Genomic DNA, 24,903 nt, shown 5'->3' with positions numbered 1-24,903 from the left:
AGTGGTGATCACGCGCCGGGGCAGAGAAGTCGCCCGAGTCCAACCCCTTCTGAGCTGCACCTTTACACTTCAGGGCTTAGCGTTGCGTCATTCGCTCGGACGCGGTCAGTAGCGGTACCGAGCCGTGGGGATGCCCATCTCCTTGTCCGTGCCCAAATAGACGACCGACCGGCCGCTACGCACCCGCCGACATCTTCCGGGGGACCCTCGGGCGCGCCGTCCCGTTCGAGATCAACCTGGACCCGGAAGGACTGGCACCGCCACGACGGGGCTGAACGGGCGGCGCGGAAACGGACCGCGGAACAGGTGACGCGCAACGCGGAAGGGGCCGGACTCGCCCAAGCCCGGCCCCTTCCGTCAGCTCCGGCTACACGTTGAACCGGAATGTATGGCACAGAGCTCCCACCTGAGGAAATATGGCTGCGGGCGGGCCCATCTCAGCACGATCCCAGCACGGGAGGCGCCCCCAGCACCAATCGGCTCGAAATCAGCTCCGCGTTGCTCGCACCGTCGGATTGCCGTTGGCTGGCAAGCCTCCTCCTGAGCGTCAATGAACTACGTGACGCCGCGGACCGCCAGCGGGAGGCTGGATACCCCAGGAATCGAAGACCCGCCGCATCATCGCCGCCCAGCGGCGGAACAGCGCCCCGTACCAGAAATCCGCCGTGCCTCCCGAGTCCGCAGTTGATGATCGAGCCAGCGCACACCGCCAGAAGGGGCCGCTGGCTCCGTGCTTGGCATCGCTAGGCTTGCCCTATTACGCCGCCCCCCCATGACCGGAGGACTACACGTGACGCCGACCGCCGCCAAACCCGGCCCGCCGGCGCGTCGCGAGCACTGGTTCCAGCCGCGCCGGTCCGGTTACCGGTGGGAGCAGGAGGGCCTTGAGCACGTGCGGCAGCTGATGCCGAACGCAGAGCCATACCGGGCATGGGCGACATTCAGGTTTACCGGTGTCACGGGCCGGGTCAACGAGTGCGATCTGCTGATCGCCGTGCCCGGCGGCGTATACCTGCTGGAGCTCAAGGGGCACCCGGGCCGGGTGGTGAGCCACGGGGACACCTGGCAGTTCCACGGCGACCGGGTGCGGACGCTGCGCAACCCCCTGCATCTCACCGATCTCAAGGCGAAGGAGCTGAAAGCCCAGCTGGAGCGTGCCGCCCGGGCGACAGGAATCCCCGAGGCGAAGATCCCCTTCATCAAGCCGGCGATCTTCCTGCACGACCCCGACCTGGTCAGCGAGCTGGACGAGTTCCAGCGCGCGTCGGTCTACGGACGCAACGACGGCACGAGCGGCCTGCCCGGCGTCTGGGACGGTCTGCTACGGCTGCCGCCGGAGCGGGAAAGCTGGCGCGTCACCCCACAGGACAGCCAGCGGCTCGAAATGCTGATGAAGCGTATCGGGATCAGCCACTCCACCAGCCACCTGCGCTTCGGAGACGACTGGCGGCTCGCCTCACGCGCGCTGGACGCGGGCCCCGGCTGGGAGGACCGGCTCGCCGTACGCGACGACAGCCTGGTCAAGGAGAGCGGCAGGGTCCGGATCTACCTGTCCGGCCAAGCCGCCTCAGCGGAGCAGCGCGGTCGGGTGGACCGGGCGGCCCTCCGCGAGTACCAGGTGCTCCAGGGCATCAACCACCGCGGCATCGTCCAGGCCGTCCAGATCCGCGAACACCAGGGCGGCCCGGCAATCCTCTTCCGGCACCGGGAGTCGGACCTGCGGCTCGACGCCTATCTGGACGCGTACGGCGACCGGCTCTCGCCCGCCGTGCGCCTCGACCTGGTGCGCCAGCTTGCCGAGGCCGTCCGTTACGCCCACAACCGATCGCTGTACCACCGGGCACTGTCGGCACGCTCGGTGTACGTGTCCGCGCGTGAGGACGGCACGGAACCGGTGCTGCGGATCGCCGACTGGCAGACCGCCGCCAGGGACTTCGACACCACCTCGCACCTCAGCCTCGGGCAGACACCGCTGGATACCGGGCTGGTCGCCGACATCGCCCAGGTGTACCTCGCCCCGGAGACCGCCAGGGAGTTCGCCGACCCGGTGGACCTCGATGTCTTCGGCATCGGGGCGCTCTCCTACCTGCTGCTGACTGGCAAGCCGCCCGCCGACGCCCGGGGCGCCCTGGTGGACCGGCTCGCTGCGGACGGCGGCCTCCATCCGTACGCGGTGTCCGACAGCGTCTCCGCGGCGCTGGACGACCTGGTCTTCCGGGCCACCGCCTCCGACGTGCAGAACAGGTTGTCGTCCGCCGAGGAGTTCCTGCGGCGGCTCGACGCCGCGGAGGCGGACGATGCCGCGGTCCGGCGCGGGGCCGTCGAGGTCGCGGACCCACTCACGGCCAAGGTCGGCTGCCGCGTCGACGCCGAGTGGGAGGTCGTACGGGTCCTGGGGACCGGCGCGACTGCCCGCGCCCTTCTGGTGCGCCGTGTCGAGGACGGCGTGCCGGACCCGGCGTCCCTGCGCGTGTTCAAGGTGGCGCTCGACCGGGAGAAGGACGCACGGCTCCACGCGGAGGCGAAGGCCCTGCGCGAGGTGGGCGGCAACCGCATCGTGAAGCTGCTCGCCGCCCCTCGTGAGCTGGGCGGACATGCCGCCCTGGAGATCGAGTACGCGGGTGGGTTCCGGTCGGCGGACGACCGGGAGCCGGTCAGTCTCGGGTCCCGGCTGCGCGGCGAGGGCCGACTGGGTTACGCGCAGCTGGAGCGGTTCGGCAACGATCTTTTCGAGGCCCTGGACAGCCTGGCCGCCCGTGGGGTGCGCCACCGCGACATCAAGCCGGACAACCTGGGCCTGTTCAAGCGCAGTGACGGCTCCTGGCAGCTGATGCTGTTCGACTTCTCCTTGGCCGATGCCCCCGATCAGGACCTCCAAGCGGGCACTCGGGGCTACCTCGACCCGTTCCTGGGCGGCAGTCGCCGCGCCCGCTACGACGATCACGCGGAGTGGTACGCGGCAGCGGTCACGCTGCACGAGATGGCCTCGGGCGAGCGGCCGGTGTGGGGTGACGGCCAGGGCGATCCGCTGACCGTCCCCAAGGCGGAGCTGTACGTGGCCCGCGAGCTGTTCGAGCCCGCGCTGGCGGAGGGCCTGACCGACTTCTTCGGACAGGCCCTGCACCGTGATGTCGAACAGCGCTTCGACAGTCTCCGTCAGATGCAGGAGGCATGGCGTCAGGTCTTCCGCCGCGCCGACTCGACCCGCCCGCCCACCACACCGGCGACAGTCGACACTCAGGCGGCGGACGTCGAGGACGCGCGCGAGCAGGCCGCCGCCGCCGCGGACCTGGCGACCCCTCTGTACGCCGCGGGGCTGTCGCCGCGGGCGGTGTCGGTGGCCGCCGGCCTCGGTGCCGAGACGGTGGGCCAGCTCCTGGACGTCCCGCCGCACACGATCTCCCGGGCGCGGGGTGCGGGCAACGTGATCCGCAAGGAGCTCAACAGACGCCACCGCCAGTGGACCCAGGATCTCCGCAGGCGCGCCGCGCCGAAGAAGCCCGTACGGGTGCCGACCGATGCGCCCGTCGAGTCTGTGGAGTCCGTGGAGACGCTCGCGGCCCGGCTGATCCCGGGCGGCACCCGCACCCGTCCCCGACGTGACATCATCCTCGCCACGCTTGGCCTGCCGGGCGTCGAGCAGGCTGGTGAACTACCGCCGTGGCCAGCACAGTCGGCGATTGCCAAGGCCCTCGGCGTCAGCCAGCCGACCGTCTCCGGAAACGTGAGCGCCGCGATCGAGCAGTGGGCGGCGTTCCCATGGCTGGAGAAGATCCGCGACGAGCTGGTGACCATACTGTCCGAGCAGGGCAGGGTGATGACGGCGCAGGAGCTCTCCACCGAGCTGCGGGTACGGCACACGCGGCACGACGAGGACGGTACGGAGGACCGGGCCGTCCTCCAGGCTCAGGCCCTGGCCGTGGTGCGGGCGGCCGCCGAGATCGAGTCCCGCCGCGACGATGCCGCCGCCGCGGGGGACGGGGACGGCGCCTCACGGTTCGCCGTGCTGCGGCGCGGCAGCACGGTGCTGCTGGCCCTGGTGGACCTGCCGGGCAGCGACGATCCGACTCCGGTGGAGCTCGCCGAGTACGCGACCCTCCTCGGCCGGGCTGCCGAGGACCTGGCGGGCCGCGACCCGCTGCCCGGCGGCGGCGCCGTCCTGCGGGAGCTGCGTGCGGTGCCCGCCCCGGAGGGCATGGCCCCGCTGGCCGACACCCGACTGCTGACCCTGGCCGCCGCGATAGCGGGCGGAGTCGGCGTCACGCCGCGCTTCGAGCTGTTCCCGTTGGACCTGGGGCTCGACCGGGCGCTGAGGATCTCGCAGGCGGCGGCCGGGGTACGCCCCGGTATCGGCATCGGTATCGACGACCTGCTGAGCCGGGTGAGGTCCCGTTTCCCCGGCCTTGCCGCGCTCGCCAACGTCACGTATGTGGAGTGGGAGGAGGCACTGTCCGACGCGCAATTCCCACTGGAGTACGACCGGGAAAGGCGGCGCTTCTTCCCGCCCGCGCGGGATTCCGAGCAGAGCCGACCGGCGTTCACCGGCTCGGTGCTGACGAGCACCGGCGCCCTGTACGACGCTGCGCAGGGCCAGCTGGCGGAGGGCCGCGACCCACGCCGGGTGATGGAGGTGCGGCTCCAGGAGGCGGCACGCCGGGGCGGGTTCCTCGCTCTGACCGTCCGGGGCGTCCAGCTGCCCGGCACGGCGCAGCGCCTCGCCGCCCGGTTCGGCGTGCTGCCGGTCGATGTGGACGAGCTGTTCCTGGGCGCCCTGCGTGCTCTGGCCGACGAGCAGCAGGTGCGGTGGGGAGCACTGCTCAAGGCGGACGCCAAGTACACCACCACGGGCCGGGTCGGGACCGCATTGGCGTCCTACACCCGGCTCGCCGCCGAGCGCGTCGCCGCCCGCTGCACGACACTCGCCGAGCAGGCGGGGCCCCGCACGGTGCTCCTCGCCCACCGGGCCTCGCTCGTAGCCCGGTACTGGGAGGTGGGCGGCCGCGAGTTGCTGGTATCCCTCCAGGAGGCGGCGCGCCGCCCGACAGCCGTGCCGCACGGTCTGTGGCTGCTGGTTCCCATGGACGACCCGCAGGCCACCCCGGCGCTGGACGGCCGCACGGTGGACGTGGTGGACCGGGTGAGCGAGTGGGTGGTTCTGGAGGGGCTGTTCATGAAGGAGCTGGAGGGGCTTCTGGAGCTGACCTGAACGCTGACCTCGGATCAGTCGAAGACCCTATGATCTGCGTCGTGGGGGACGACGGAAGCAAGAAGGCGAAGACAAATTACGCCTGCGCGGGGGAACGGCACTACGAAGATGCCTCCTTCCTCCACGGCGACGGGCGGCTGCCGAACGCGGACCATCTGTTCGGGCTCGCGGTGGAGTGCTTGATGAAGGCTTTGCTGCTGCGGTTCGGCGGGGCGGGTGGAGTGTCCATGCGGGACAGCGGGGGCTCGGAGAGCGGTCGGCTTTGGTGGGACGACCCCCAGGCCCAGAACCAGAACAAGAAGCGAAAGCCACTGGGGCACATCAACGAGATGCGTCAGGCTCTCCCGTTGCTGCTCGACGGACGCCCCGGCCCCGCGCTCACCGAAGCTCTGACGAGGGTCTCCGAGGATTTTGAGGAGTGGCGTGTCGACGAGCGCTACGCCGACGGGACCCACCTCGACGCGGTGCTCTTCTCCCGCCGCCAGGAGGCGGCGACGCTCGCCCAAGAGTTGCTCCTGCACGTTCAATTCACCGGAAAGTTGCCATGACCCTCTACGCCGTACCCGTCCGCTTCGACGAGGCGCGCCCGGCCGCCTTCGCCGTCGCCCGCGAAGTCGCCGCGGAGGGCTTCGACGTCCTGCTCGTACGGGACGTCCTGGGCCGGTTCTCGTTGGTGGTGGACGACAAGGAAAGAGGAGACGGAGCGAGCAGCGCGCAGGCCGCGCGCTGGCGTGAGTCGTTCACCGGACGACTAGGCCGCTACTGCGGAGAACGTCCGCTCGTCCTGACCTCGGTCGTGCGGCTGCCGAGAACGTTGACGGCCTCGCCTCGCTCCATGGAGGTCGATGCGGCCACCGCCACGACGGGCGCGGTCCGGCTCCTGGACAACACGGTCGTCGGCGAGGAGTGGTCCCATGTCACCACTCCCTCCGCCGCCGCGAGCAGCGTGGCAGCACGCACCCGCCGTACCGCCCTGTACGGGTTCAAGGGCGGCGTGGGCCGCACGACGGCGACCGCCGTTCTCGCCCGTCGGCTCGCCGACCAGGGCAAGATCGTGCTGGTCGTCGACCTCGACCTGGAGTCGCCCGGCGTGGGCCCGCTCCTGCTGGCAGGTGGCACGCTCTGCACACACGGTGTCGTGGATCACCTGGTGGAGTCCGCGCTCGGCAACGCGGACGGCCTGGAGATCGTGACCCGCTCCGGGTACACCCCACGCAACAAGGGCGAGCTGTGGATCGCTCCGGCGCGCGGCGCAGGCACCGAAGGCGTCTCGAACGGGTACGTGGACAAACTCAACCGTGTGTACGCCGACACGGAGGGCGCCCGTTTCGCCGACCGCCTGGCCGCCACGGTCCGTGCATGCGAGGAGGCGGTGGAAGCGAGCGACAGCGGATGCCTGCCCGACGTGGTGCTGCTCGACAGTCGCGCCGGCATCCACGACGTGGCGGCTGTCACCATCTCGCACCTGTGTGACTACGCGCTGCTGTTCGGCGCGGACAACGATCAGACGTGGTCGGGATACCGAGATCTCTTCGAGGCGTGGGCGGCGTCCGGCCAGGCCCCGGCGATCCGGCACAAGCTGCGGATGGTGGCCTCGATGGTCCCGGACTCGGTGCACTACTCGAAGGACACCCACCTCGCTTCCTTCCGCCGCAACGCCCACGCGGAGTTCGGCATCCTCTACAACTCGCTCGCGCGGGACGAGGTCTCCGGTGCCACGAAGGGCTCCTGGGAACTGGATGACGACACCGCGCCCCACTCCCCGATCCCCATCCTGTTCGAGCCGGGCCTAGTCGGCATGAACGTGCCCAACGCCCCGGACTGGCAGGAGCGCGCCTTCGTCGAGGCCGCGTACCGTGACTTCCTGAACACGGCCGTCCCGCTGATCCTGGCGGGCCCGGCCGCGGATCCCGATGCCGGATCCGCCGAGTCCACCGAGTCCGAGGACGACCGCCCATGACCGATTCGCTGACCCCCGGCGAGTACCGCGACCTGCTGTCGCGCGCGCTGGAGGGCACCGTGGACGCGGACACCCGGCCCCCCGAGCCGCACACCCTGTACATGCCGGACGCGCACCGCACCGCGCTGTACGTCGACAGCACAGTCGTGCAGGGTGACCGAGGCGTCGGCAAGACGTTCTGGGCGCGTTCCCTGCTCGACCCCGAGCTGCGTGAAGCGGCGGCCCGCGAGTACCGCATCAACCGGTTGAACCGCCTGCGCGTGACGTCCGGCTACGGCATGGACATCGTGCCGCACTACCCCGGCCCTCTCGCCCTGCCCTCGCTGCTCGCCGGCGGAGCCCTCCCGGAGGAGATCTGGCAGGCCGTCCTGCTCACCGCCCTGGGACAGCCCGAACTGAGGGCTACGGCGAACTGGGCCGAGCGCGTCGCCTGGCTGCGCGCCAACGCCGGACCGGCCGAGGCCACCCTCGCGCAGGCGGACGCGGAGGCCGCCGCCGAGGACACGGTGCACCTGCTGGTCTTCGACGGCCTGGAGCACCTGCACAGCGGCTGGGACACCCGCAACCGGCTGATCGCCGAGCTGCTCCGTCTGGCGATGCGGATGCGGTTCGGCACGCGCAACATCCGCCTGAAGGTGTTCCTGCGCCCCGACATGTTCGACGCGGCGAAGCAGCTCTTCCCCGACGCGTCGAAGCTGTCCGGGAACGCGGCCCGCCTGGAGTGGACCCGCGCCGACCTGTACGGGCTCCTCTTCCACCACCTGGGCAACGAGGACGACGAGGCGGCCGAGCGGTTCCGCCGCTTCACCGGCGGCTGGCAGCCCTCCGCCCCCGGCACACCGGTGCGGTACGCTCCCGCGCCCGACCTGCGCAACGACGAGAAGGTCCAGCAGCAGCTCTTCGAGCGTATCGCCGACCCGTTCATGGGCACGAACGTCCGTCAGGGCCGCCCCTACAGCTGGCTGCCCAACCACCTGATGGACAGCAACGGCCGGATCAGTCCGCGCAGCTTCCTCAAGGCCCTCGAGGTGGCCGCCGGGACGACGAGCGCCTCACACGACCGCGCCCTGCACCACGACGCCATTCGGAGCGGCGTCCGTGAGGCGTCCGCGGTCCGCGTCGACCAGATCTGCGAGGACACCCCGTGGGTCGAGCTGGCGATAAAGCCGCTCGCCGGCTGCCAGGTCCCCCTCGCCCAGGGGAAGATCATCGGCATCTGGCAGGACCGTGATCTCCCAAGGCTTCTTCGGGAAGACACGGCCCGCTACGAGCAGCCCGAGCGCCCGGAGCTGGTCCGCACGGGCCCCCGCCACCCCGACGACCTGCATCGCCTGGTCCAGGAGCTGATCGAGCTCGGCGTCCTGCGCCGCCGTGACCAGAGCGTCGACGACTTCTCCCTCCTCGACCTGCCCGACATCTACCGCCTGGCTTTCGGCCTGGGGCGGCTCGGGGGGATTCCGCTCGCCGGACGGTAGGTCCCGGTGGGTCCGCCGTGCCGTCCGGGCTGGCAGGATGGACGGACCGGCGCGAGAGCACGCGCCGCGACCACGAAGCGAAGGAACACCCCGGTGCCCTCCCAGGAAGCCCCTACGACCGCCGAGGCGACGGATTCGCCGGCCGCAGCGCCGCTGGATCACGCCACGTTGCTCAAGGACCTCCAGAAGCAGGTGGCGCTCCTGGAGGAAGACCTGCGCGAGCGTGCCCATGGCGACAGCGAGCAGGCCGAGGCCCTGAAGGCCGAGTACGAGCGGGCCCTGACGTCCGACCGCACCTCCGTCATGTACGAGTCGTGGCTGGAGGAGCGGGTGGTGCAGATCGCCGCCGCCTGGATCCTCGCTTGTGTCTTCGTCCGCTTCTGCGAGGACAATGGCCTGGTCCCCGACGCCTGCCTGTCCGGCCCCGGCGAACGGCTCGCCGAGGCGCAGGACAACCACGACGCGTTCTTCCGGGTGAGCCCCGAGCTGAACGACCGCGACTGGCTCAAGGAGTCCTTCCGCGCGCTCGGCCGCGAGCACGTGATCGCGGAGGGCCTCTTCGACCCGGCCCACAACCCGCTGTGGGAACTGGACCCGTCCTACGACGCCGCCGCCCGTCTGCTCTCATTCTGGCGCGAGCGCGGCCCCGACGGCCGCATCCGCCACGACTTCAGCGACCCGGCCCTCGACACCCGTTTTCTCGGCGACCTCTACCAGCACCTGTCCGAGCACGCCCGCAAGACGTACGCGCTGCTCCAGACCCCTGAGTTCGTCGAGGAGTTCATCCTCGACCTCACTTTGGACCCGGCCCTGGAGGAGTTCGGCCTGGACCCGGTGTGGAAGCACGTCCCCGACGGTTGGCGGGGCGAGACGTCCGAGGAGATCGACGAGAACGGCGACGTCACCACCGTCGTCCGCGGCCTGCGCTGCATCGACCCCGCCTGCGGCTCCGGCCACTTCCTCCTCGGCCTCTTCCGCCGCGTGCTCGCCGCCTGGCGCGAGGCCGAGCCGGGCACGGAGAACTGGACGCTGGTGCGCCGCGCCCTGGAATCCGTCCACGGCGTCGACAAGAACCCCTTCGCCGTCTCCATCGCCCGCTTCCGTCTCCTGGTCGCCATGCTGAAGGAGTGCCGGGTCGACCGCCTGTCGGCGGCTCCGTCGATGCCCATCCGCATCGCCGTCGGCGACTCCCTGCTGCATGGGCGGGAAGCCGGCCGCGAGACCGACCGCACGTTCGATGACATCGAGCGGGGCGAGACATTTACGTACCGCACGGAGGACGTGGCGCAGTACGTGAAGGAGGCGGACCTGCTGGGGCGCGGCTCGTATCACGTGGTCGTGGCGAACCCGCCCTACATCACAGTCAAGGACAAGGCCGAGAACGAGAACTACCGCAAGATCTACTGGGCGTGCTCCGGGAAGTACGCGCTGTCGGTGCCGTTCGCGCAGCGGATCTTCGAACTGGCGGTCCGGGCGGGCGGTGACCACCGGAACGGCGGCTTCACGGGACAGATCACGGCGAACTCCTTCATGAAGCGGGAGTTCGGCGCGACGCTGATCGAGTCGTTCTTCCACGGGGGGCCGTACAAGGACCCGCAGACCCGCCGCCGGCGCGACTTCCCGGGCGTTGAACTGACCCATGTGCTGGACACATCCGGGGCGTTCATTCCGGGGCACGGTACGCCGACGGTGATCCTGGTGGGGCGGAACCAGGGACCGCGGCAGACGCTGCCGATTCGGGCGGTGCTGGGGGTTCGGGGGGAGCCTGGCCAGCCGCCGAAGGGGGCTGAGGTTCAGGGCAAGGTCTGGCAGGCCATCATCTCGCAGTGGCGGAGGCCGGGGGTAGGGCCTGAGGAGTGGGTGAGCGTAGAGGACCTGCCTCGGGCAGATTTGGCCAAGTTTCCTTGGAGCCTCTCTGGAGGTGGGGCGTCCGGGCTTATGAGCAAGGTAGAGAAGGCGCCGCGCGTGCTGGGCAACCTGCTCGACGGGAAGATCGGGTTCGCGAGCTTTCCGGGGCAGGACGAGGTCTTCTTCCTATCCCCCTCGTGGTTCCGCCAGAGGCCGGACACCAGCGCGCTTCGCCGCCCATTGGTGACGGGCGATGTGGTGCGGGACTGGGACATCGACGCGGATGAGCCTGCCTTGGTGCCATACGGCTCTGACAACAAGCCCGCGGCGTACCGCCCCGAGACGAGTTGGGGCAAACACCTCTGGACGATGCGGACACAACTCGGGTCGACCATCGGCTTCGGCGGCAAGACGCGCGCCGAGTCCGACGAGCCGTGGTGGACCTGGTACCGATGGGTGGCGGAGCGCTACCGGACGCCTCTGTCGATCGCGTTCGCGTTCGTAGCCACGCACAACCACTTCGTGCTGGACCGGGGCGGGAAGGTGTTCAACCGTTCCGCCCCGGTGATCAAGCTGCCGGAGGGCGCCAGCGAGAAGCGGCACCTGGAGCTGCTGGGAGTGCTGAACTCGTCGGTCGCTTGCTTTTGGTTGAAGCAAGTCAGTCACGACAAAGGAAGCCAGGGAGTCAACGAAGGCTTCAAGTCACAGGAGTGGGAACGCTTCTACGAGTTCACCGGCACCAAGCTCCAGCAGTTTCCCCTCCCCTCCGAGCTGCCACTCACCCTCGCCTGCCAACTCGACACGCTTATCCAAGAACTGGCCGCCCACGAAGCCGCCACCCTCACCGCCTCCTCCACCACCACACCCCCCGCCCGCGAAGCCCTCGAAGCCGCCGAGGGCGAGCAGGAGCGGATTCGGGCACGGATGATCCTGCTCCAAGAGGAGCTGGACTGGACCGTGTACGGGTTGTACGGGCTGCTCACGCCCGCCGAGGTCGCGCGCATCACCCTGCCTAGTGATCCGGCCGACCTCACCGACTTCGACGTACCCCGCCTCCAACTCGGTCAGCGCGCGTTCGAGATCGCGCTCGCCCGCAGCGGTGCCGACACCGCCTGGTTCGAGCGCCACGGTTCTACTCCGGTTACCGAGGTCCCCGCCGACTGGCCCGAGTCCTACCGCCGGATCGTTCAGGCACGGCTCGACCTCATCGCCGACAACAAGGACATCCGCCTGATCGAGCGGCCCGAGCACAAGCGGCGTTGGACCACCAAGCCCTGGAAGGACCGCGAGGCCGCCGCCCTGCGGTCCTGGCTGCTGGACGCCATGGAGCGTGAGGAGCTGTGGTTCGATGAGCGCGACGGGATCGCCTCCCCCCGCCCGCTCACGATCTTCCAGCTCGCCGACGCCCTGCGCCACGACAAGGACGTACAGGACGTGGCCGCGCTCTACGCCGACCGGCACCTCGACAAGCGGGACGTCCCGCTGTCCACGGTTCTGGCCGCCGTCGTCGAGCCCGAGCACGTCCCCCATCTCGCCGCGCTCCGCTACAAGGAGTCCGGTCTGCGCAAGCGCGCGCAGTGGGAGAAGGTCTGGGAGGAGCAGCGCAAGGAGGACGAGGAGGGCGAGCGGCGCGACATCAAGGTCCCGCCCAAGTACACGTCCGCCGACTTCCTCAAGCACAGCTACTGGTCGAACCGGGGCAAGCTGGACGTCCCCAAGGAGCGGTTCGTTTCCTACCCGGGTGCCTCGCCTGACAACGACCCCTCCCTCCTCATCGGCTGGGCCGGCTGGGACCACCGCCATCAAGCCGAGGCCCTCGTCAACCTCCTGAACGACCGTCTGAACGTGGACGGCTGGCGGAAGGAAGACCCCCGCTTCGTCCCGCTCCTCGCCGGACTCGCGGAGGTCATGCCGTGGGTGAAGCAGTGGCACGACGAGTACGACGACGAGTGGGAGGGCAACCCGGCCGAGGAGTTCAACAGCGCCCTCGTCGCCGGCATGTACGCCCGCCAGCTCTCCCCGGACGACCTCGCCGCCTGGCGCCCCGAGAAGAAGCGGGGCAGGGCGGGCAAGTAGTCCCGGCCGGCTCCGAAGGTGTACGAGGGGGGGAATCCTGGATTCCCGCCCCCTCGTACGCGTACGCCTGAGGTCAGCCGCGCTCCACTGCTATCCGTAGGAACGCGCTCCACTCCGTAGGAGCGACCGTGAGGACCGGGCCCGTGGCCCGCTTGGAGTCCCGAACATGGACGGCTCCGGCCGTCCGGGCGACCTCGACACACTGGCCGCCCTCACCGCTGCTGTAGCTGCTCTTCTTCCAGACGAGGGGCTGCCTCAGGTCATCCGTACGGAGGTTCATACCTCTCCCAGCAACTTCTCGATGTATGCCAGCGACTCGCTTGGCGTCAGCGCTTGCGCTCGGATGATTCCATACGGCGCCTCCAGTTCGCGGCCGCGTTCCGCTCGGTGAGCAACCCGCTGATGCTGGCTACTTCCGCGTAGTCGATGCAGTGCTGTCCCACGGGCTCGCCAGTGTGAACGGCCCACTGAGCTCCGCGTGGTCGGCTCGGGCGGTGGGCATGACCTGAACCTCCACGTTGCGGTTGTGGCCGATGAGCAGAACCTGCTCCAGCTGTCCTCGCAGCACATCAGTGCCGCCTACTGGACGGTGCAGAACGGCTTCCTCGACGACGAAGCTCATCAACGGTCGCGACTTGCGGGAGAAGATCTCCTGGCGGGCCAGTCGTGCGGCCACACTCGCTGCTCGATCCTCTCCTCGTCCAGTAGGGGCCGTCGCATGGTAAAGACCGCTCGTGCGTACTCCTCCGTTTGCAACAGCCCATTGACGATGTGGGTGTCGTAGACGTGCAGCTCGACGGCCTCGGTCTCAAGCTGGGCGCACTGGCGGAAGAACCCCGGATACCGCGCCTTCGCCACCCCCCTCATCGCCGACAGCACCCCGCGCCCGCCCACTACCCGGTCCACCGCATCGACCAGTTCCGGCTTGGGGATCCGCCGGCCCTGCTCCACCGACGCGATCTGCGCCTCCCCGAACCCCACCTGCACGCCCAGCTCCGTCTGGGTGAGGCCCGCCGCCTCGCGCAGCAGCTTCATCTGGCGGCCGAAGCAGCGCAGGAATCCGTTCCCCGGGTCCACGCCGTCGGCGACGCCCACCGTGTCGATCCCGTTCGCCGGATCCATGTCCACCGCCCCCTCGAAGCCTGGCCCTCGGCCGCGCCCGCCCGCAGGCGATCTCCCCGCCTAGGAACACCCCCCCAGGAGAGCGGCGCCGTCGCCCCGCGCTCTCCCGTACGAGTGATCCGTACTCCCCCGACACCCACCCCGCCCACCCCAACAGTCCCCTCCCGTACCGCCGCCGCCCCTGGCCGCGCCCGTCCTGCCCGCGTCACCGTCGACGCATGACACTCCCCGCCGACACCCCGACGGCTCCTGCGCCCGCCACCTTCGAGCTGCGCTTCACGTCCACCCCGCGCGGGGCCGGGCTCGCCCGCCGCCTCACCGCGCACTGCCTCGACTCCTGGGGACACCCGTACGGCTGCGAGACCAACGAGAGCGCGAGCCTCGTCGTCCCCGAGCTGGCCGCGAACGCCGTCGCGCACAGCCTCGTGCCCGGCCGTGACGCCCTGCTGCGGCTGGTCCTGGCCGAGGGGCGGCTGCGGGTCGAGGTCAGCGACACCCGCGGGGCGAGCGCCGGCCCACCACCGGACCGGTCGCGGTGGACACCGAGGAGGGCCGACGCGGACTGCTGATCGTGGGCGCGCTCGCCGAGACCTGGGGTGTGACACCCCGCACAGGCACTCCGGGCCAGACCGTCTGGGCGGTGCTGCGCGCAAGCGGTCCGGGGGCCTCGTCCTGACACTGATCTTCCCAGCCGTCCCACTGGCACCCGCCGCCCTGGCAGGATAGACGGACGAGGTGTGCGCGGGCCCGGGCCCGCCGGGAGCCCGGCCGCGGCGGCCGGGCGTGACGAGGCTGTGGGGAGCGGAAGCGGCTGATGGCCAAAGGCAACGGGGTCGTGCTGAGGGATGTCCTCGACATCAAGGAGGATCTCCACTCCGGCGATTTCAAGGTCGCCCTGTCCGAGGGGTTCACCGGCGCGGCGGCCGGGTCGATCGACGACTACGTGGTCACGGCGCAGCTCCAGGGGGAATTCCGCAAGGCCCTGAAGCTGGTCGGCAGTGCCCTGCGCAAGAACGCCTCACACGCCGCGTACCTGCACGGTTCCTTCGGTGCCGGTAAGAGCCACTTCCTGACCGTCCTGCACGCCGTACTCAACGGGGACCCTTCCACCGAGGACAAGGAGCGGCTGCGCGAGGTGGTCGCCGAGCACGCCGACTGGCTGCCCGGCAAGAAGTTCCTGATGGTGCCCTACCACCTCGTGGGCGCCGCCAGCCTGGAGTCGGCGCTGTTCGACGGCTATGTGAAGGCCGTGCGCCGCGAGCGGCCCGAGGCGCCCACGCCGCTGGTGTTCCGGGCCGACTCGCTGCTCGCGGACGCCCGGGAGCTGCGCGCGAAGATCGGCGACGAGGCGTTCATCGGGCTGCTTCCCGCGCCCGTCGCTCCGCAGGCCGCCGTGGCGGACGACCAGGACGACGAGGACGGCGAGCTGACGCCCATCGGTGCCGTCCCCGCCGTCGGCTGGACCGCTGCGTCGCTCGACGCCGCCTTCAGCGCACCCGCCGGCGACCCGCAGCGCGACCAGCTGCTGACAGCCCTGTTCAACGGGCCGAACAAGCACTACGCGGAGACGGTCAGCGGTGACGCGGCCGCGTACGTATCGCTGGACGACGGGCTCAGCGAGATGAGCAAGCACGCCCGGCTGCTCGGCTACGACGGCGTGGTGCTGTTCCTGGACGAGCTGGTGCTGTGGCTGCAGGCCCGGATGTCCGACCGGACCTTCATCAACGACCAGATCCAGAAGCTGGTCAAGCTGATCGAGTCCAGCAATCCCGACCGGCCGGTGCCGATCGTCTCGTTCATCTCCCGCCAGCGCGACCTGTCCCAGCTCATGGGGTCCGACATCCTCGGTTCGGACGTGGAAAACCTCCAACAGGCTCTGGAGTACCTCAAGGAGCGCGTCACCGTCATCGACCTGGAGGACCGGAACCTTCCCGAGATCATCAGGGAGCGGGTTCTCAAGCCGCTCCCCGGGCAGGAGCGGGTGCTGGACGCCGCGTTTGCCGGGGTCGACAAAGCGGGTCAGCTCGTCAAGGACGTACTCCTCGACGGGGAGGGCGCCACCGGCGCCGACTGGGAGGACTTCCGAGCCGTCTACCCCCTCTCCCCGGCCCTGCTGAACGTCCTCGTGGCCCTGTCCGGGGCGCTCCAACGTGAACGCACCGGACTCAAGCTGGTCCAGCAGCTGCTGGAGCGGAACGCCGACGCCGAGTTCGGCCGGCTGATCCCGCTCGGCGACCTGTGGGACGTCCTCGTCGACCCCACCAGCACCGCGTTCACCGCCAAGCTCCAGCTGGAGTCGGAGACCGCCCGCCGCTTCCACGCCAAGGCCCGCCGCTTCCTGCTAAACAGGTACGGCCGGGTCGACCACCCCGACTTCCTCGCCGACGAGCGCTTCGTCAAGACGCTGCTGCTCGCCGCCATCGCACCCGACGTGCCCGCGCTGCGCCGCCTGACCGCCGGGCGGCTCGCCGCCCTGAACCACGGCTCGGTGCGCTCGCGGGCCGTGCCCGTACGGGACAAGGTCGTCGAGCGGATGCAGGCCCTGCAGGGCGAGTTCCCGAGCGAACTGCGCTCCGAGGGCAAGGACGACCCGGTCTTCTCGCTCCACCTGTCCGACCTGGACATCGAGCCGATCCTCGACGCCGTCGTCGGTGAGGACAAGAGCGGTGTGCGGCGCACCTGGCTGCGCGAGCGGCTGTGGGAGGAGCTGGGCCTCACCGGTCGACAGGGTCAGCTCTTCGACGAGAAGAAGATCGTGTGGCGCGGCTCCGAGCGCACGGTGGAGTTCGTATTCGGTACGGTCCGTGACCCGCGCAGTGTCACGGACGAGGCTTTCGACCCGGCCACCGCGGGCAACATGCGGATCATCCTCGACTGCCCCTTCGACGAGGAACCGGGCCGCTCCCCCGACGACGCCTACCGGCGCGTCGCCGAGCTACGCAAGTCGCACCCCGGCGCCCCCGTGCTGGTCTGGCTGTGCGACCACTTCTCCGAGCAGCGCAAGGCCCAGCTCGGCCGCCTGATGCGGATCAACTTCCTGCTGGACCGCGATCGGCTGTCCGACTACACCCGCAACTTCCCGCCGGACGACCGCCTCAAGGCTCGCCGCAGCCTGGAGCACGCCCGCGACAACCTCACCCGCACCCTGGTCGACTCGCTGCGCGAGGTGTACGGGCTCGCCGAGGCCAAGGACGGTACGCGGGGCGCCGAGGTGCCCGACGGGCGGCACGTGCTGTCCCTCCAACCCGAGTTCCCGCGCCCGCAGCCGGAGGGCAGCAAGCCGTTCGACCAGGCGGTGGCGCAGCTCGCCGACGGGCTGTTCTCGGCCCTCTACGACAAGCACCCCGACTTCGGACCGGGGCCGGGCACCACACCCCGGGCCGTCACCCCGGCCGAGCTCGGCACGGCCCTGAAATGGCTCACCCGGGCCATGGACGAGGGTGGCCGGGCCGAGGTCGAGCCGAAGGAGTTGCGTACGGTCAAGCGCATCGTCGAGGCGCTGGAGCTGGGCACCGTCCACGACGGCCCGCTCGTCGTGCGCGGCGACCAGTTGCGCGCGCGGATCAACCAGGCCGCCTCCGCGCACGGCGAGCACGGCGAACTAGCCGTGGAGGACATCCGCAACTGGATCAGGGACGATCTCGGCCTGCGCGGCCTGGACAAGCACGTCTCCAGCCTGCTCATCGCCGCCTACGCCCTGCTCGACGACCGCTCCTGGGTGCTGTACTCGGGCACCGAGACCACGCCACCGCAGCTGTCCGAGATCAGCCTGGGCTGGAAGCTGCGCGCGCAGCAGCTGCCCACCGAGGAGGAGTACGCCACGGCCCGGGACCGCGCCGGGCGGCTGTTCGGCGTCACCGCCAAGCCGGGTCTGTTCGCCCGTAATGTCAACCGGCTCGCCGCCGATGTCCTGGCCAAGACGACCGCGTACGAGAAGAGCGTCGGCGACGTGCGGACCGTGCTCAAGCGGCATGCCACGCTGCTCGGACTCGACGGGGAGGGCACGGCTGCGCGCAGCGCGGTCCTGCGCGAGGCCGCCGCCCTCCTGGCCCGCCTCGTGCGCCACACCGATGACGCCACCGGCCTGGTGTGCGAGCTGGCCTCCGTCTCGTACGAGACGCCTGCCCGTGAGCTATCCCACGCGATGGATAGCGCCGCCGACGTGCTGGCGGCCCTGGACGGGACCAACTGGCGGCTGCTGGCCAGCGTGCACGGGCTGACCGGCCGCGACGACAGCATCGGCGACCGTGCGCAGCGGCTCATGGACCGGATCGGCGAGGCCGCGCGCGCCCCCGAGCGCGAGCGTTCCCTGATCCCCGTGCTCGGCGAGGCCCGCGAAACGGGGCACGCCCTGCTGGACGCCGCCCTGCGGTTGGAGCGGCCCGCCCTCGCCGACGTGCCCACCGGGCCGGGCCCGGTGACGGACGCCGGGCGGATCACTCTGTCCGAGCACGGCGCCCCACCGGTCTCCTCGGATCCCGGAGGGGCAGTCAAGGGCGAGCAGCAGCCGCTGTCCTGGGACCCCGAAGAGACCGGGACCGGCACGGAGAAGTCCGGTCCGCCGCGGGCCGCCCGCCGGACCATCGCCCCCGGCCCCGCAGCGCTGCACGCCGACCTCGCCGCCGTACGCGAGGAAATCGAGGCGTTCCGCGCCCTGCACCCGGACACGCCGGTGGAGATCTCCTGGCGTGCCGAGCCGGACGGTGAGAGCCGGTGACGGCCACCCGGCCCGTCGCCGGCCGGCGCGCCGTCGAGGTGTTGCTCCAGACCGAGCTGCAGCACGCGCCCGACCGGCGCCTCGTCCTGGTCGACGCGGTCTGGGACCCGGACGAGAAGGACACCGAGTTCACCGTCGCGGTCGGCGGCGAGCGCCGCCGCGTCGTCGTCACCGACCAGCACTCCCCGCTCGGCGTCACCGATGCCTGGCACCGCCACCTGGCGGGCGGCACGGGGGACGACGACAGTGTCCTGGTCGTCACCGGAACCGTCCCGCCCGACCAGCTCGGGCTGGACCTGCGCGCCCACGCCGTACGCAGGCATCCGCTGCCCGTCGACCGCGCCGAGATCGTCGCCCAGCTCTTCGGGGCGGCCGACCTGGATCCGCGGATGCTGGGCGAGCACTGGCTGCTCGACGCGCTGCTCCAGGCCGAGCCCCTCGACGGCTGGCCCCGGGTCGGTACCGTTCTCACCCGCGACCGGGCCGTACGCGCCCTGCTCGGTGCACGCCTCGGGCTCGGCAACCCCGCGTCCGACACCCTGGACCTGGACGCCGACGCGTTGTTCGCCTGGACCCGTACCCCGGCTGGGCCTTCGCTCTACGCCGCCCTGCCGAAGGAGGAGCAGCGCGGACTGGAGGCCTGGCTGGCTCGGACCGTCGGGCCCGCCGCCCCCACTCTGCTCACGCTCGCTGCCGAGGGCCGGGGCAGTGACGCGCTGCCGCTGGGCGTGCTCGCCTCGGCCGCCCTGGGCTCACGCTCGGCGGAGGCCGCGGGCTTCGCCCTGGGCACCCTGTTCGGCCCGGCCCTCGCCTCCTTCGACACGCTGCGGCCCTTCGCCGGCGCCGCCACCGGCGTCCTTACCCGCTGGATCGCCAAGGCGGAAGGCACCGCCGCACCGGCCGGGGCCGCCCGCTCCCGGGTGGTGGCCGTCCTTGAGCGCGCCGACCGGCTCGCCGCCGACGCCCGCCTCACCGATCTGGTCCGCGGCGACCGGCTGCTCCCGTCGGGCTACCTGGGGCGGCTGCGGACCGTGGCCGCCCGCCTCGGCAGCCCGAGTGAGGGCGCGACCGCACTCGCCGAGTCCGCCCTGCGCGACTTGGAGGCACACCAGCTCGCCGCGCTGTACGCAGAGTCCACCGAAACCGCCCGTACCGCCGTCCGTCTGATGCGCTGGCTGGCCACCGCTCCCGCGTCTCCGGTGACCGTCGGGCAGGCCGTGCGGGAACACCTCGCCTCCTCGGGTTGGGCCGACCTGGCTGTCGGTGTCCTCGTGGAGGGAGACGCGTCCCGCGACGCTGCCGTGGGCGAGGCGTACCGGCGGTTGATAGGAGCGGCGCGGGAACGCCGTACCGCTCTCGACGCCCGTTTCGCCGGCCTCCTCGCTTCCTGGTCCGAGACCGCCTGCCAGCAGGCGAACGGCGGTGCGCTGCTCATCGAGGACGTCCTTGCCAGGACGGCGGCCCCGCTCGCCCAAGGCGGCGGCCGCCCTCTGGTTCTCGTCCTGGACGGGATGAGTGCGGACGTCGCCGTCCGGATCGCGGGGGAACTGGATGGAAGGGCCTGGACCGAGATCGTGCCCGCCGCTGCGAAGGGCGCCCTGCCGCTCCGGCAGGCGGCGGTGTCCATGCTGCCGTCGGTCACCCGCGTCAGCCGGGCGTCACTGCTGAGCGGCCGTCCCTCCGAGGGCGGCCAGAGCGCTGAGCGCATCGGCTTCGCCGCCTTCTGGCGCAGGCGGCACCGCAGCGCGCACCTCTTCCACAAAGGAGGTTACGAGGGCCCGCCCGGTCACCGGCTCGCCCCCGAACTCCTTCAGGTCCTCGCCTCCGACGACATCGTCGCCGTCGTGGTCAACACCATCGACGACACGCTGGCCGACGGACGGGAGGGGACCAGCGGCCGGTGGGGCCTGACCGACATCGGGAAACTGCCCGACCTCCTCAACGCCGCCCGTGACTACGGGCGTCCCGTCGTGCTCGTCTCCGACCACGGCCACATCATCGACCGCACCGAACGCGGACACCAGCCCGCCGAAGTCACCGAAGTGCGCGGCGCCCGCTGGCGCACCGGGGACCCCGGTGAGGGGGAAGTCGCCCTGTCCGGTCCGCGCGTCCTGACCGACGGCCGGCGTATCACCGCCGCCTGGCGTGATGACTTGCGCTACACCGCGCGGCAGGCCGGTTACCACGGCGGTGCCTCACTCGCCGAGGTCACCGTTCCCGTGATCACTCTGGTGCCGTCGGAAGGGGCCGTGCCGTCCGGCTGGATGCTGCTGCCGCCCGAGTCGGCCGAGCCCCCGTGGTGGAGGGAGTCCGACACCGCAGCCGAGGCCGAGAACGCGCCCCGGAGCGCGTCGGAGCCGCCCGTCGACTCCACCGAACCGAAGGCTCGGCCCGCCCGCCCCTTCCCGGTGTCCGGTCGGCTCACCCTCGGGCAGCGGACCGTGCGCAGCGCCCCGTACCGGACGCAGCGCGAGTTCGTGCGCGCCGCGCCCACCGACAAGGCCGTCGAGGCCGCGCTCGACGCCCTGGACGCGGCGGGCGGGAAGCTGTCGCCCGGAGCGGTCGCCGCAGCCGCCCAGGCCGCCACCGGCAAGTCACAGCGCAATCCGGCACGCTTCGCCACGATGCTGGAGCGGCTGCTCAACATCGACGGCTACCCCGTGCTCCAACTGATCGAATCGGGTCGTACCGTGCAGCTCGACCGTGCCCTGCTAAGCCAGCAGTTCCCGTCCCCGGAGGGCAGCGCATGACCCGCCCCGCCCTCGACGACATCAGCGCCGCGCGGCGCCGCGATGTCGTCGACGCGCTGCGTCGCGGCACCGTCCCGCAGGCAGGGCTCGGCCTGTTCGCCGTCGGTCTGGAGCGCTTCGAGAGAGCACTCGACGACGATCTGACCACCGTCGCCCGTGGCGGGGCTGCCTTCCACGCCCTGCGCGGCGAGTACGGCTCCGGCAAGACGTTCTTCGCCCGGTGGCTCGCCGAACGGGCCAAACGGCGCGGGCTCGCCGTCAGCGAGGTCCAGATCTCGGAGACCGAGACCCCACTGCACCGGCTGGAGACCGTCTATCGCAGACTCACCGAACGGCTCGCCACCGCCACCCACCAGCCGTCCGCCCTGCGTGCGATCGTCGACTCCTGGTTCTATGCCCTGGAGGAGGAGGCCCTGGCCGGGGGTGACGTGGCGGACGACGACGAGGAGGCGCTGGCAGCCGCCGTCGACGTACTCCTGGAACAGCGGCTGGCCGCCGTCGCCCGCACCACCCCCGCCTTCTCGGCAGCGCTGCGCGGCTACCGGCGGGCCGTGGCGGCCGGCGACGGCGCCCTCGCCGAAGCCCTGATCGCCTGGCTCGGCGGCCAGAAGTCGGTGGCCGCCGCCGCGAAGCGTGCCGCCGGAATCCGCGGCGACCTCGACCACTTCGCCGCCCTCGGCTTCCTGCAGGGCCTGCTCACCGTGTTGCGGGACTGTGGGCACCCCGGGCTCATGCTCGTCCTCGACGAAGTGGAGACGCTGCAACGGGTGCGCGGCGACGTCCGGGAAAAGTCCCTGAACGCGCTGCGCCAGCTCCTCGACGAGATCGACACCGGGCGCTTTCCCGGTCTGTTCCTCGTCATCACCGGCACCCCCGCCTTCTATGACGGGCAGCAGGGTGTACAGCGCCTGGCGCCTCTCGCCCAGCGCCTCGCAACCGACTTCACCACCGATCCCCGCTTCGACTCCCCGCGGGCGGTGCAGTTGCGGCTGCCGGGCTTCGACCTCGCCTCTCTCGGCGAACTGGGGCGCAAGGTGCGCGACATCTACGCGCCCGACGCGCGCCACCCCGATCGGCTGGCCGCGCGCGCGGACGACTCTTACCTCGACGAACTGGCCCGCGCCGTCACCGGCGCGCTCGGCGGCAAGGTCGGCATCGCACCGCGCCTGTACCTGCGCAAGCTGGTCGCCGACGTCCTGGACCGCATCGACGAGTTCGAACACTTCGACCCGCGCAGGCACTACTCCCTCACCCTGCACACGGCCGAGCTCAGCGTCACCGAGCACAACGCGGCGAGCAGTGCGGCGGACATCCCCCTGGACCTGCCGTGAGCCACCGAATGTCCGACGAGGGCGGCGAGTGGCGCGCGCCCGACGCCGTGGACCTGCTCGACCCCGTCCTTGGACACCACATCGTCAACACCCTCGGCTGGCACACCCTGCGTCCCCTCCAGAGCGAGGCGGTCGCCCCGCTTCTCGCCGGCGAGGACGCCGTACTTCTCGCCCCCACCGCGGGCGGCAAGACCGAAGCGGCCGTCTTCCCCCTGCTGAGCCGGATGAACCGGCGCGGCTGGAAGGGCACCAGCGTGCTGTACGTGTGTCCGCTCAAGGCCCTCCTGAACAACCTGCATCCGCGTGTGGAGAGGTACGCGGGCTGGCTGGGCCGCAACACGGGCCTCTGGCACGGTGACGTCACCACCTCGCGCCGCCGCCGGCTGCTCGTCGAGCGCCCCGACATCCTGCTGACGACGCCCGAGTCCCTGGAGTCGATGCTGGTCAGCACACACATCGACCATCACTCCTTCTTCGGCGGCCTGCGCTCGGTCATCATCGACGAGGTCCACGCCTTCGCCGGGGACGACCGCGGCTGGCACCTGCTGGCCGTACTCGAACGCCTGGCGCGCATCTCGGGCCGTCCTCTCCAGCGCGTCGGCCTCTCCGCGACCATCGGAAACCCCGCCGAGCTGCTGGGCTGGCTCCAGGGTTCCGGACACGGGCAGCGTCCCGGCAGTGTCATCGCCCCCGACACGCGGCCTCAGCCTCCCCCAGCGGGGACCGTGCAACCGGCCGGAGAGATCGAACTCGACTACGTCGGCTCCGTCGCCAATGCCGCCATCGTCATCGCCGCTCTCCACCACGGTGAAAAGCGCCTTGTCTTCTGCGAGAGCCGGCGCACCGTCGAGGAGCTGGGCGAGCAGCTGCGTCTGCGCGGGGTCACGACGTTCCTCTCGCATGCCTCGCTCTCCGTGGACGAACGCAGACGGGCCGAATCGGCGTTCGCCGAGGCGCGGGACTGTGTGATCGTCTCGACGAGCACGCTAGAACTCGGCATCGACGTCGGAGACCTGGACCGAGTCATCCAGCTCGACGCGCCCCGCACCGTCGCCGCCTTCCTCCAACGACTGGGCCGCACCGGGCGGCGCCCCGGCAGCAGCCGCAACTGCCTCTTCCTCGCGCTGGACGAGGAAGGGCTCCTCGCCTCGGCGGCCCTGCTACTGCAGTGGTCTCGCGACTGGGTGGAACCCGTCACCCCGCCCCCTGAGCCCCGCCATCTCGTCGCCCAGCAACTGCTGGCGCTGTGCCTCCAGGAACACCAGGTCGGCGAGAACCTGTGGCAGGAGTGGTGGGGCGGAATGGGCCCCTTCGGCCCCGGAGCCGCACCTGTCGTCCGGCACCTGGTCGAACAGGGCTACCTCGACCAGGAATCGGGTCTTCTGTTCATCGGCCCGCAGGCGGAACGCCGATACGGGCAACGCCATTTCATGAACCTGACGGCCGTCTTCACCGCCCCGCCCGAATTCACCGTCCTCAACGGCCGCAACGAGATCGGCCGCACTGACCCCGACCTGCTCACCGAGGAAGTCAAGGGCCCCCGCAGGCTCCTGCTCGCCGGACGCAGCTGGCAGGTCACCCACATTGACTTCAGTCGGCGCCGCTGCTTCGTCGCCCCGGCCGACTATGGCGGGCGAGCCCGGTGGAACGGCTTCGGCGCCGAGCGGGTCCTCTCCTTCGAGCTGACCCGCGCTGCGCGCGACGTACTCCTCGGCCAAGACCCGCCCGTACGCCTCACCGGGCGGGCCTCGGCACGCCTCGCCGAGGCCAGGGAGACGCACCTGGAAGCGGTGCACCCCGGGGGCACCGTCATCACCCGCCGCACCGACGGGGACGTCCGCTGGTGGACCTGGGCCGGTCATCGCGCCAACGCCACGCTCGCCGCCACCCTGCTGCCCGCCGTGGCTCCCCACCAGCGCTCCCACGCCCACTGGATCCGGTTGCGGGACGACCTCACCCGCGACGAATGGGCAAGCGCCATGGCACAGGCGGAGGACGGCCTGAGCGTGCCCGAGATCGACGGGCGCGCTGTGCGCGGCCTGAAGTTCGCCGAGGCTCTGCCCGCCAGGCTCGCCGAGGCCACGCTGGCCGCACGCACCATGGACGAGCCGGGTGCCCGCTGCACCCTCGAAGAGCCGATCCGGTTCGCCACCCTTCCAGCCAAATCCTGAGTGCGTTGGGTCCGAGCGACGCAGCACGGGTTAGCGTGCGAAATGCCATAAGCGATGACTACGGGCGACGATCAGCGGCCACCTCGGTCGTGGGGGCGCCACGCCGCGAGACCGATGACCTCGTCGTCCGTGACCGGATTAGCGGGACGGTGCTTGTTGTCCGTCCATCTCGACTACGACCCGATCAATAGGTACCTGAGCGGCTCGGGCTTGGAGTCCTGCAGGGCCTCGAACAATCCACCCAGAC

At 71.0% G+C, this 24,903-nt stretch carries 13 protein-coding genes and 1 pseudogene; 11 read left to right on the top strand and 3 right to left on the bottom strand.

Going from position 1 to position 24,903, the window contains the following annotated elements; all coding sequences use genetic code 11:
* Positions 1–164 precede the first annotated feature (164 nt).
* From ABZ404_RS27430 to pglX, 6 genes and pseudogenes are all read left to right on the top strand, one after another.
* A pseudogene (locus ABZ404_RS27430) lies at positions 165–275 on the top strand (Uma2 family endonuclease); the annotation flags it as partial.
* 515 nt (positions 276–790) lie between these two features.
* Complete coding sequence (gene pglW, locus ABZ404_RS27425; protein ID WP_358991000.1) at positions 791–5,206, top strand: BREX system serine/threonine kinase PglW; 4,416 nt, start codon at positions 791–793, stop codon at positions 5,204–5,206.
* A 41-nt stretch (positions 5,207–5,247) separates the two neighbouring features.
* Positions 5,248–5,754, top strand: coding sequence for a hypothetical protein (locus ABZ404_RS27420; protein ID WP_358832536.1), 507 nt, complete (start codon positions 5,248–5,250; stop codon positions 5,752–5,754).
* Positions 5,751–7,166: an AAA family ATPase gene (locus ABZ404_RS27415; RefSeq protein ID WP_358832535.1), complete on the top strand. Its 1,416-nt coding sequence runs from the start codon at positions 5,751–5,753 to the stop codon at positions 7,164–7,166. Before ABZ404_RS27420 ends, ABZ404_RS27415 begins: the two co-directional genes overlap by 4 nt.
* A complete protein-coding gene (locus ABZ404_RS27410) occupies positions 7,163–8,641 on the top strand; it encodes a hypothetical protein (RefSeq protein WP_358832534.1) in 1,479 nt (492 codons plus the stop codon). The genes ABZ404_RS27415 and ABZ404_RS27410 overlap by 4 nt, the downstream gene beginning before the upstream one ends.
* A 93-nt stretch (positions 8,642–8,734) precedes the next feature.
* Entirely contained in the window at positions 8,735–12,565 is a 3,831-nt protein-coding gene (gene pglX / locus ABZ404_RS27405) for a BREX-2 system adenine-specific DNA-methyltransferase PglX (RefSeq protein ID WP_358832533.1), read from the top strand.
* 73 nt (positions 12,566–12,638) lie between these two features.
* On the opposite strand, the gene ABZ404_RS27400 is transcribed toward pglX, so the two are convergent.
* The 3 genes from ABZ404_RS27400 to ABZ404_RS27390 all read right to left on the bottom strand — a co-directional run bounded on the left by ABZ404_RS27400 (position 12,639) and on the right by ABZ404_RS27390 (position 13,687).
* Positions 12,639–12,845 (bottom strand): DUF397 domain-containing protein, encoded by a 207-nt coding sequence (locus tag ABZ404_RS27400; RefSeq protein ID WP_358832532.1) that lies wholly within the window; start codon positions 12,843–12,845, stop codon positions 12,639–12,641.
* Between the two features lie 129 nt (positions 12,846–12,974).
* A complete protein-coding gene (locus ABZ404_RS27395; RefSeq protein WP_358832531.1) occupies positions 12,975–13,241 on the bottom strand; it encodes a Scr1 family TA system antitoxin-like transcriptional regulator in 267 nt (88 codons plus the stop codon).
* Positions 13,187–13,687: a Scr1 family TA system antitoxin-like transcriptional regulator gene (locus ABZ404_RS27390; protein WP_358832530.1), complete on the bottom strand. Its 501-nt coding sequence runs from the start codon at positions 13,685–13,687 to the stop codon at positions 13,187–13,189. Before ABZ404_RS27390 ends, ABZ404_RS27395 begins: the two co-directional genes overlap by 55 nt.
* A 218-nt stretch (positions 13,688–13,905) precedes the next feature.
* On the opposite strand from ABZ404_RS27390, the gene ABZ404_RS27385 reads away from it, so the two are divergent.
* From ABZ404_RS27385 to ABZ404_RS27365, 5 genes are all read left to right on the top strand, one after another.
* The gene (locus tag ABZ404_RS27385) at positions 13,906–14,256 is read left to right on the top strand and encodes a hypothetical protein (RefSeq protein ID WP_358832529.1); all 351 of its coding nucleotides are present in this window, start codon (positions 13,906–13,908) and stop codon (positions 14,254–14,256) included.
* Positions 14,257–14,501: 245 nt separating this feature from the next.
* Entirely contained in the window at positions 14,502–18,404 is a 3,903-nt protein-coding gene (locus tag ABZ404_RS27380) for a hypothetical protein (RefSeq protein ID WP_358832528.1), read from the top strand.
* A complete protein-coding gene (gene pglZ, locus ABZ404_RS27375) occupies positions 18,401–21,154 on the top strand; it encodes a BREX-2 system phosphatase PglZ (protein WP_358832527.1) in 2,754 nt (917 codons plus the stop codon). Before ABZ404_RS27380 ends, pglZ begins: the two co-directional genes overlap by 4 nt.
* Positions 21,151–22,485: a BREX system ATP-binding protein BrxD gene (gene brxD / locus ABZ404_RS27370; RefSeq protein WP_358832526.1), complete on the top strand. Its 1,335-nt coding sequence runs from the start codon at positions 21,151–21,153 to the stop codon at positions 22,483–22,485. The genes pglZ and brxD overlap by 4 nt, the downstream gene beginning before the upstream one ends.
* Positions 22,486–22,493: 8 nt before the next feature.
* Positions 22,494–24,656, top strand: coding sequence for a DEAD/DEAH box helicase (locus ABZ404_RS27365; protein WP_358832551.1), 2,163 nt, complete (start codon positions 22,494–22,496; stop codon positions 24,654–24,656).
* Positions 24,657–24,903: the final 247 nt, after the last annotated feature.

The organism is Streptomyces sp. NPDC005878, assembly GCF_040629815.1.
Classification (GTDB): domain Bacteria; phylum Actinomycetota; class Actinomycetes; order Streptomycetales; family Streptomycetaceae; genus Streptomyces.
Note: the sequence above shows the minus strand (reverse complement) of the source record. Positions and strands in the feature narration are given on the sequence as shown.

Excerpts from the sequence above, each read along its gene's own strand:
- ABZ404_RS27410 (WP_358832534.1), top strand. The coding sequence starts at position 7,163 with ATGACCGATTCGCTGACCCCCGGCGAGTACCGCGACCTGCTGTCGCGC.
- ABZ404_RS27365 (WP_358832551.1), top strand. The coding sequence starts at position 22,494 with ATGTCCGACGAGGGCGGCGAGTGGCGCGCGCCCGACGCCGTGGACCTG.
- brxD (WP_358832526.1), top strand. The coding sequence starts at position 21,151 with ATGACCCGCCCCGCCCTCGACGACATCAGCGCCGCGCGGCGCCGCGAT.
- ABZ404_RS27385 (WP_358832529.1), top strand. The coding sequence starts at position 13,906 with ATGACACTCCCCGCCGACACCCCGACGGCTCCTGCGCCCGCCACCTTC.
- ABZ404_RS27415 (WP_358832535.1), top strand. The coding sequence starts at position 5,751 with ATGACCCTCTACGCCGTACCCGTCCGCTTCGACGAGGCGCGCCCGGCC.
- ABZ404_RS27390 (WP_358832530.1), bottom strand. The coding sequence starts at position 13,687 with ATGGATCCGGCGAACGGGATCGACACGGTGGGCGTCGCCGACGGCGTG.
- ABZ404_RS27400 (WP_358832532.1), bottom strand. The coding sequence starts at position 12,845 with ATGAACCTCCGTACGGATGACCTGAGGCAGCCCCTCGTCTGGAAGAAG.
- ABZ404_RS27380 (WP_358832528.1), top strand. The coding sequence starts at position 14,502 with ATGGCCAAAGGCAACGGGGTCGTGCTGAGGGATGTCCTCGACATCAAG.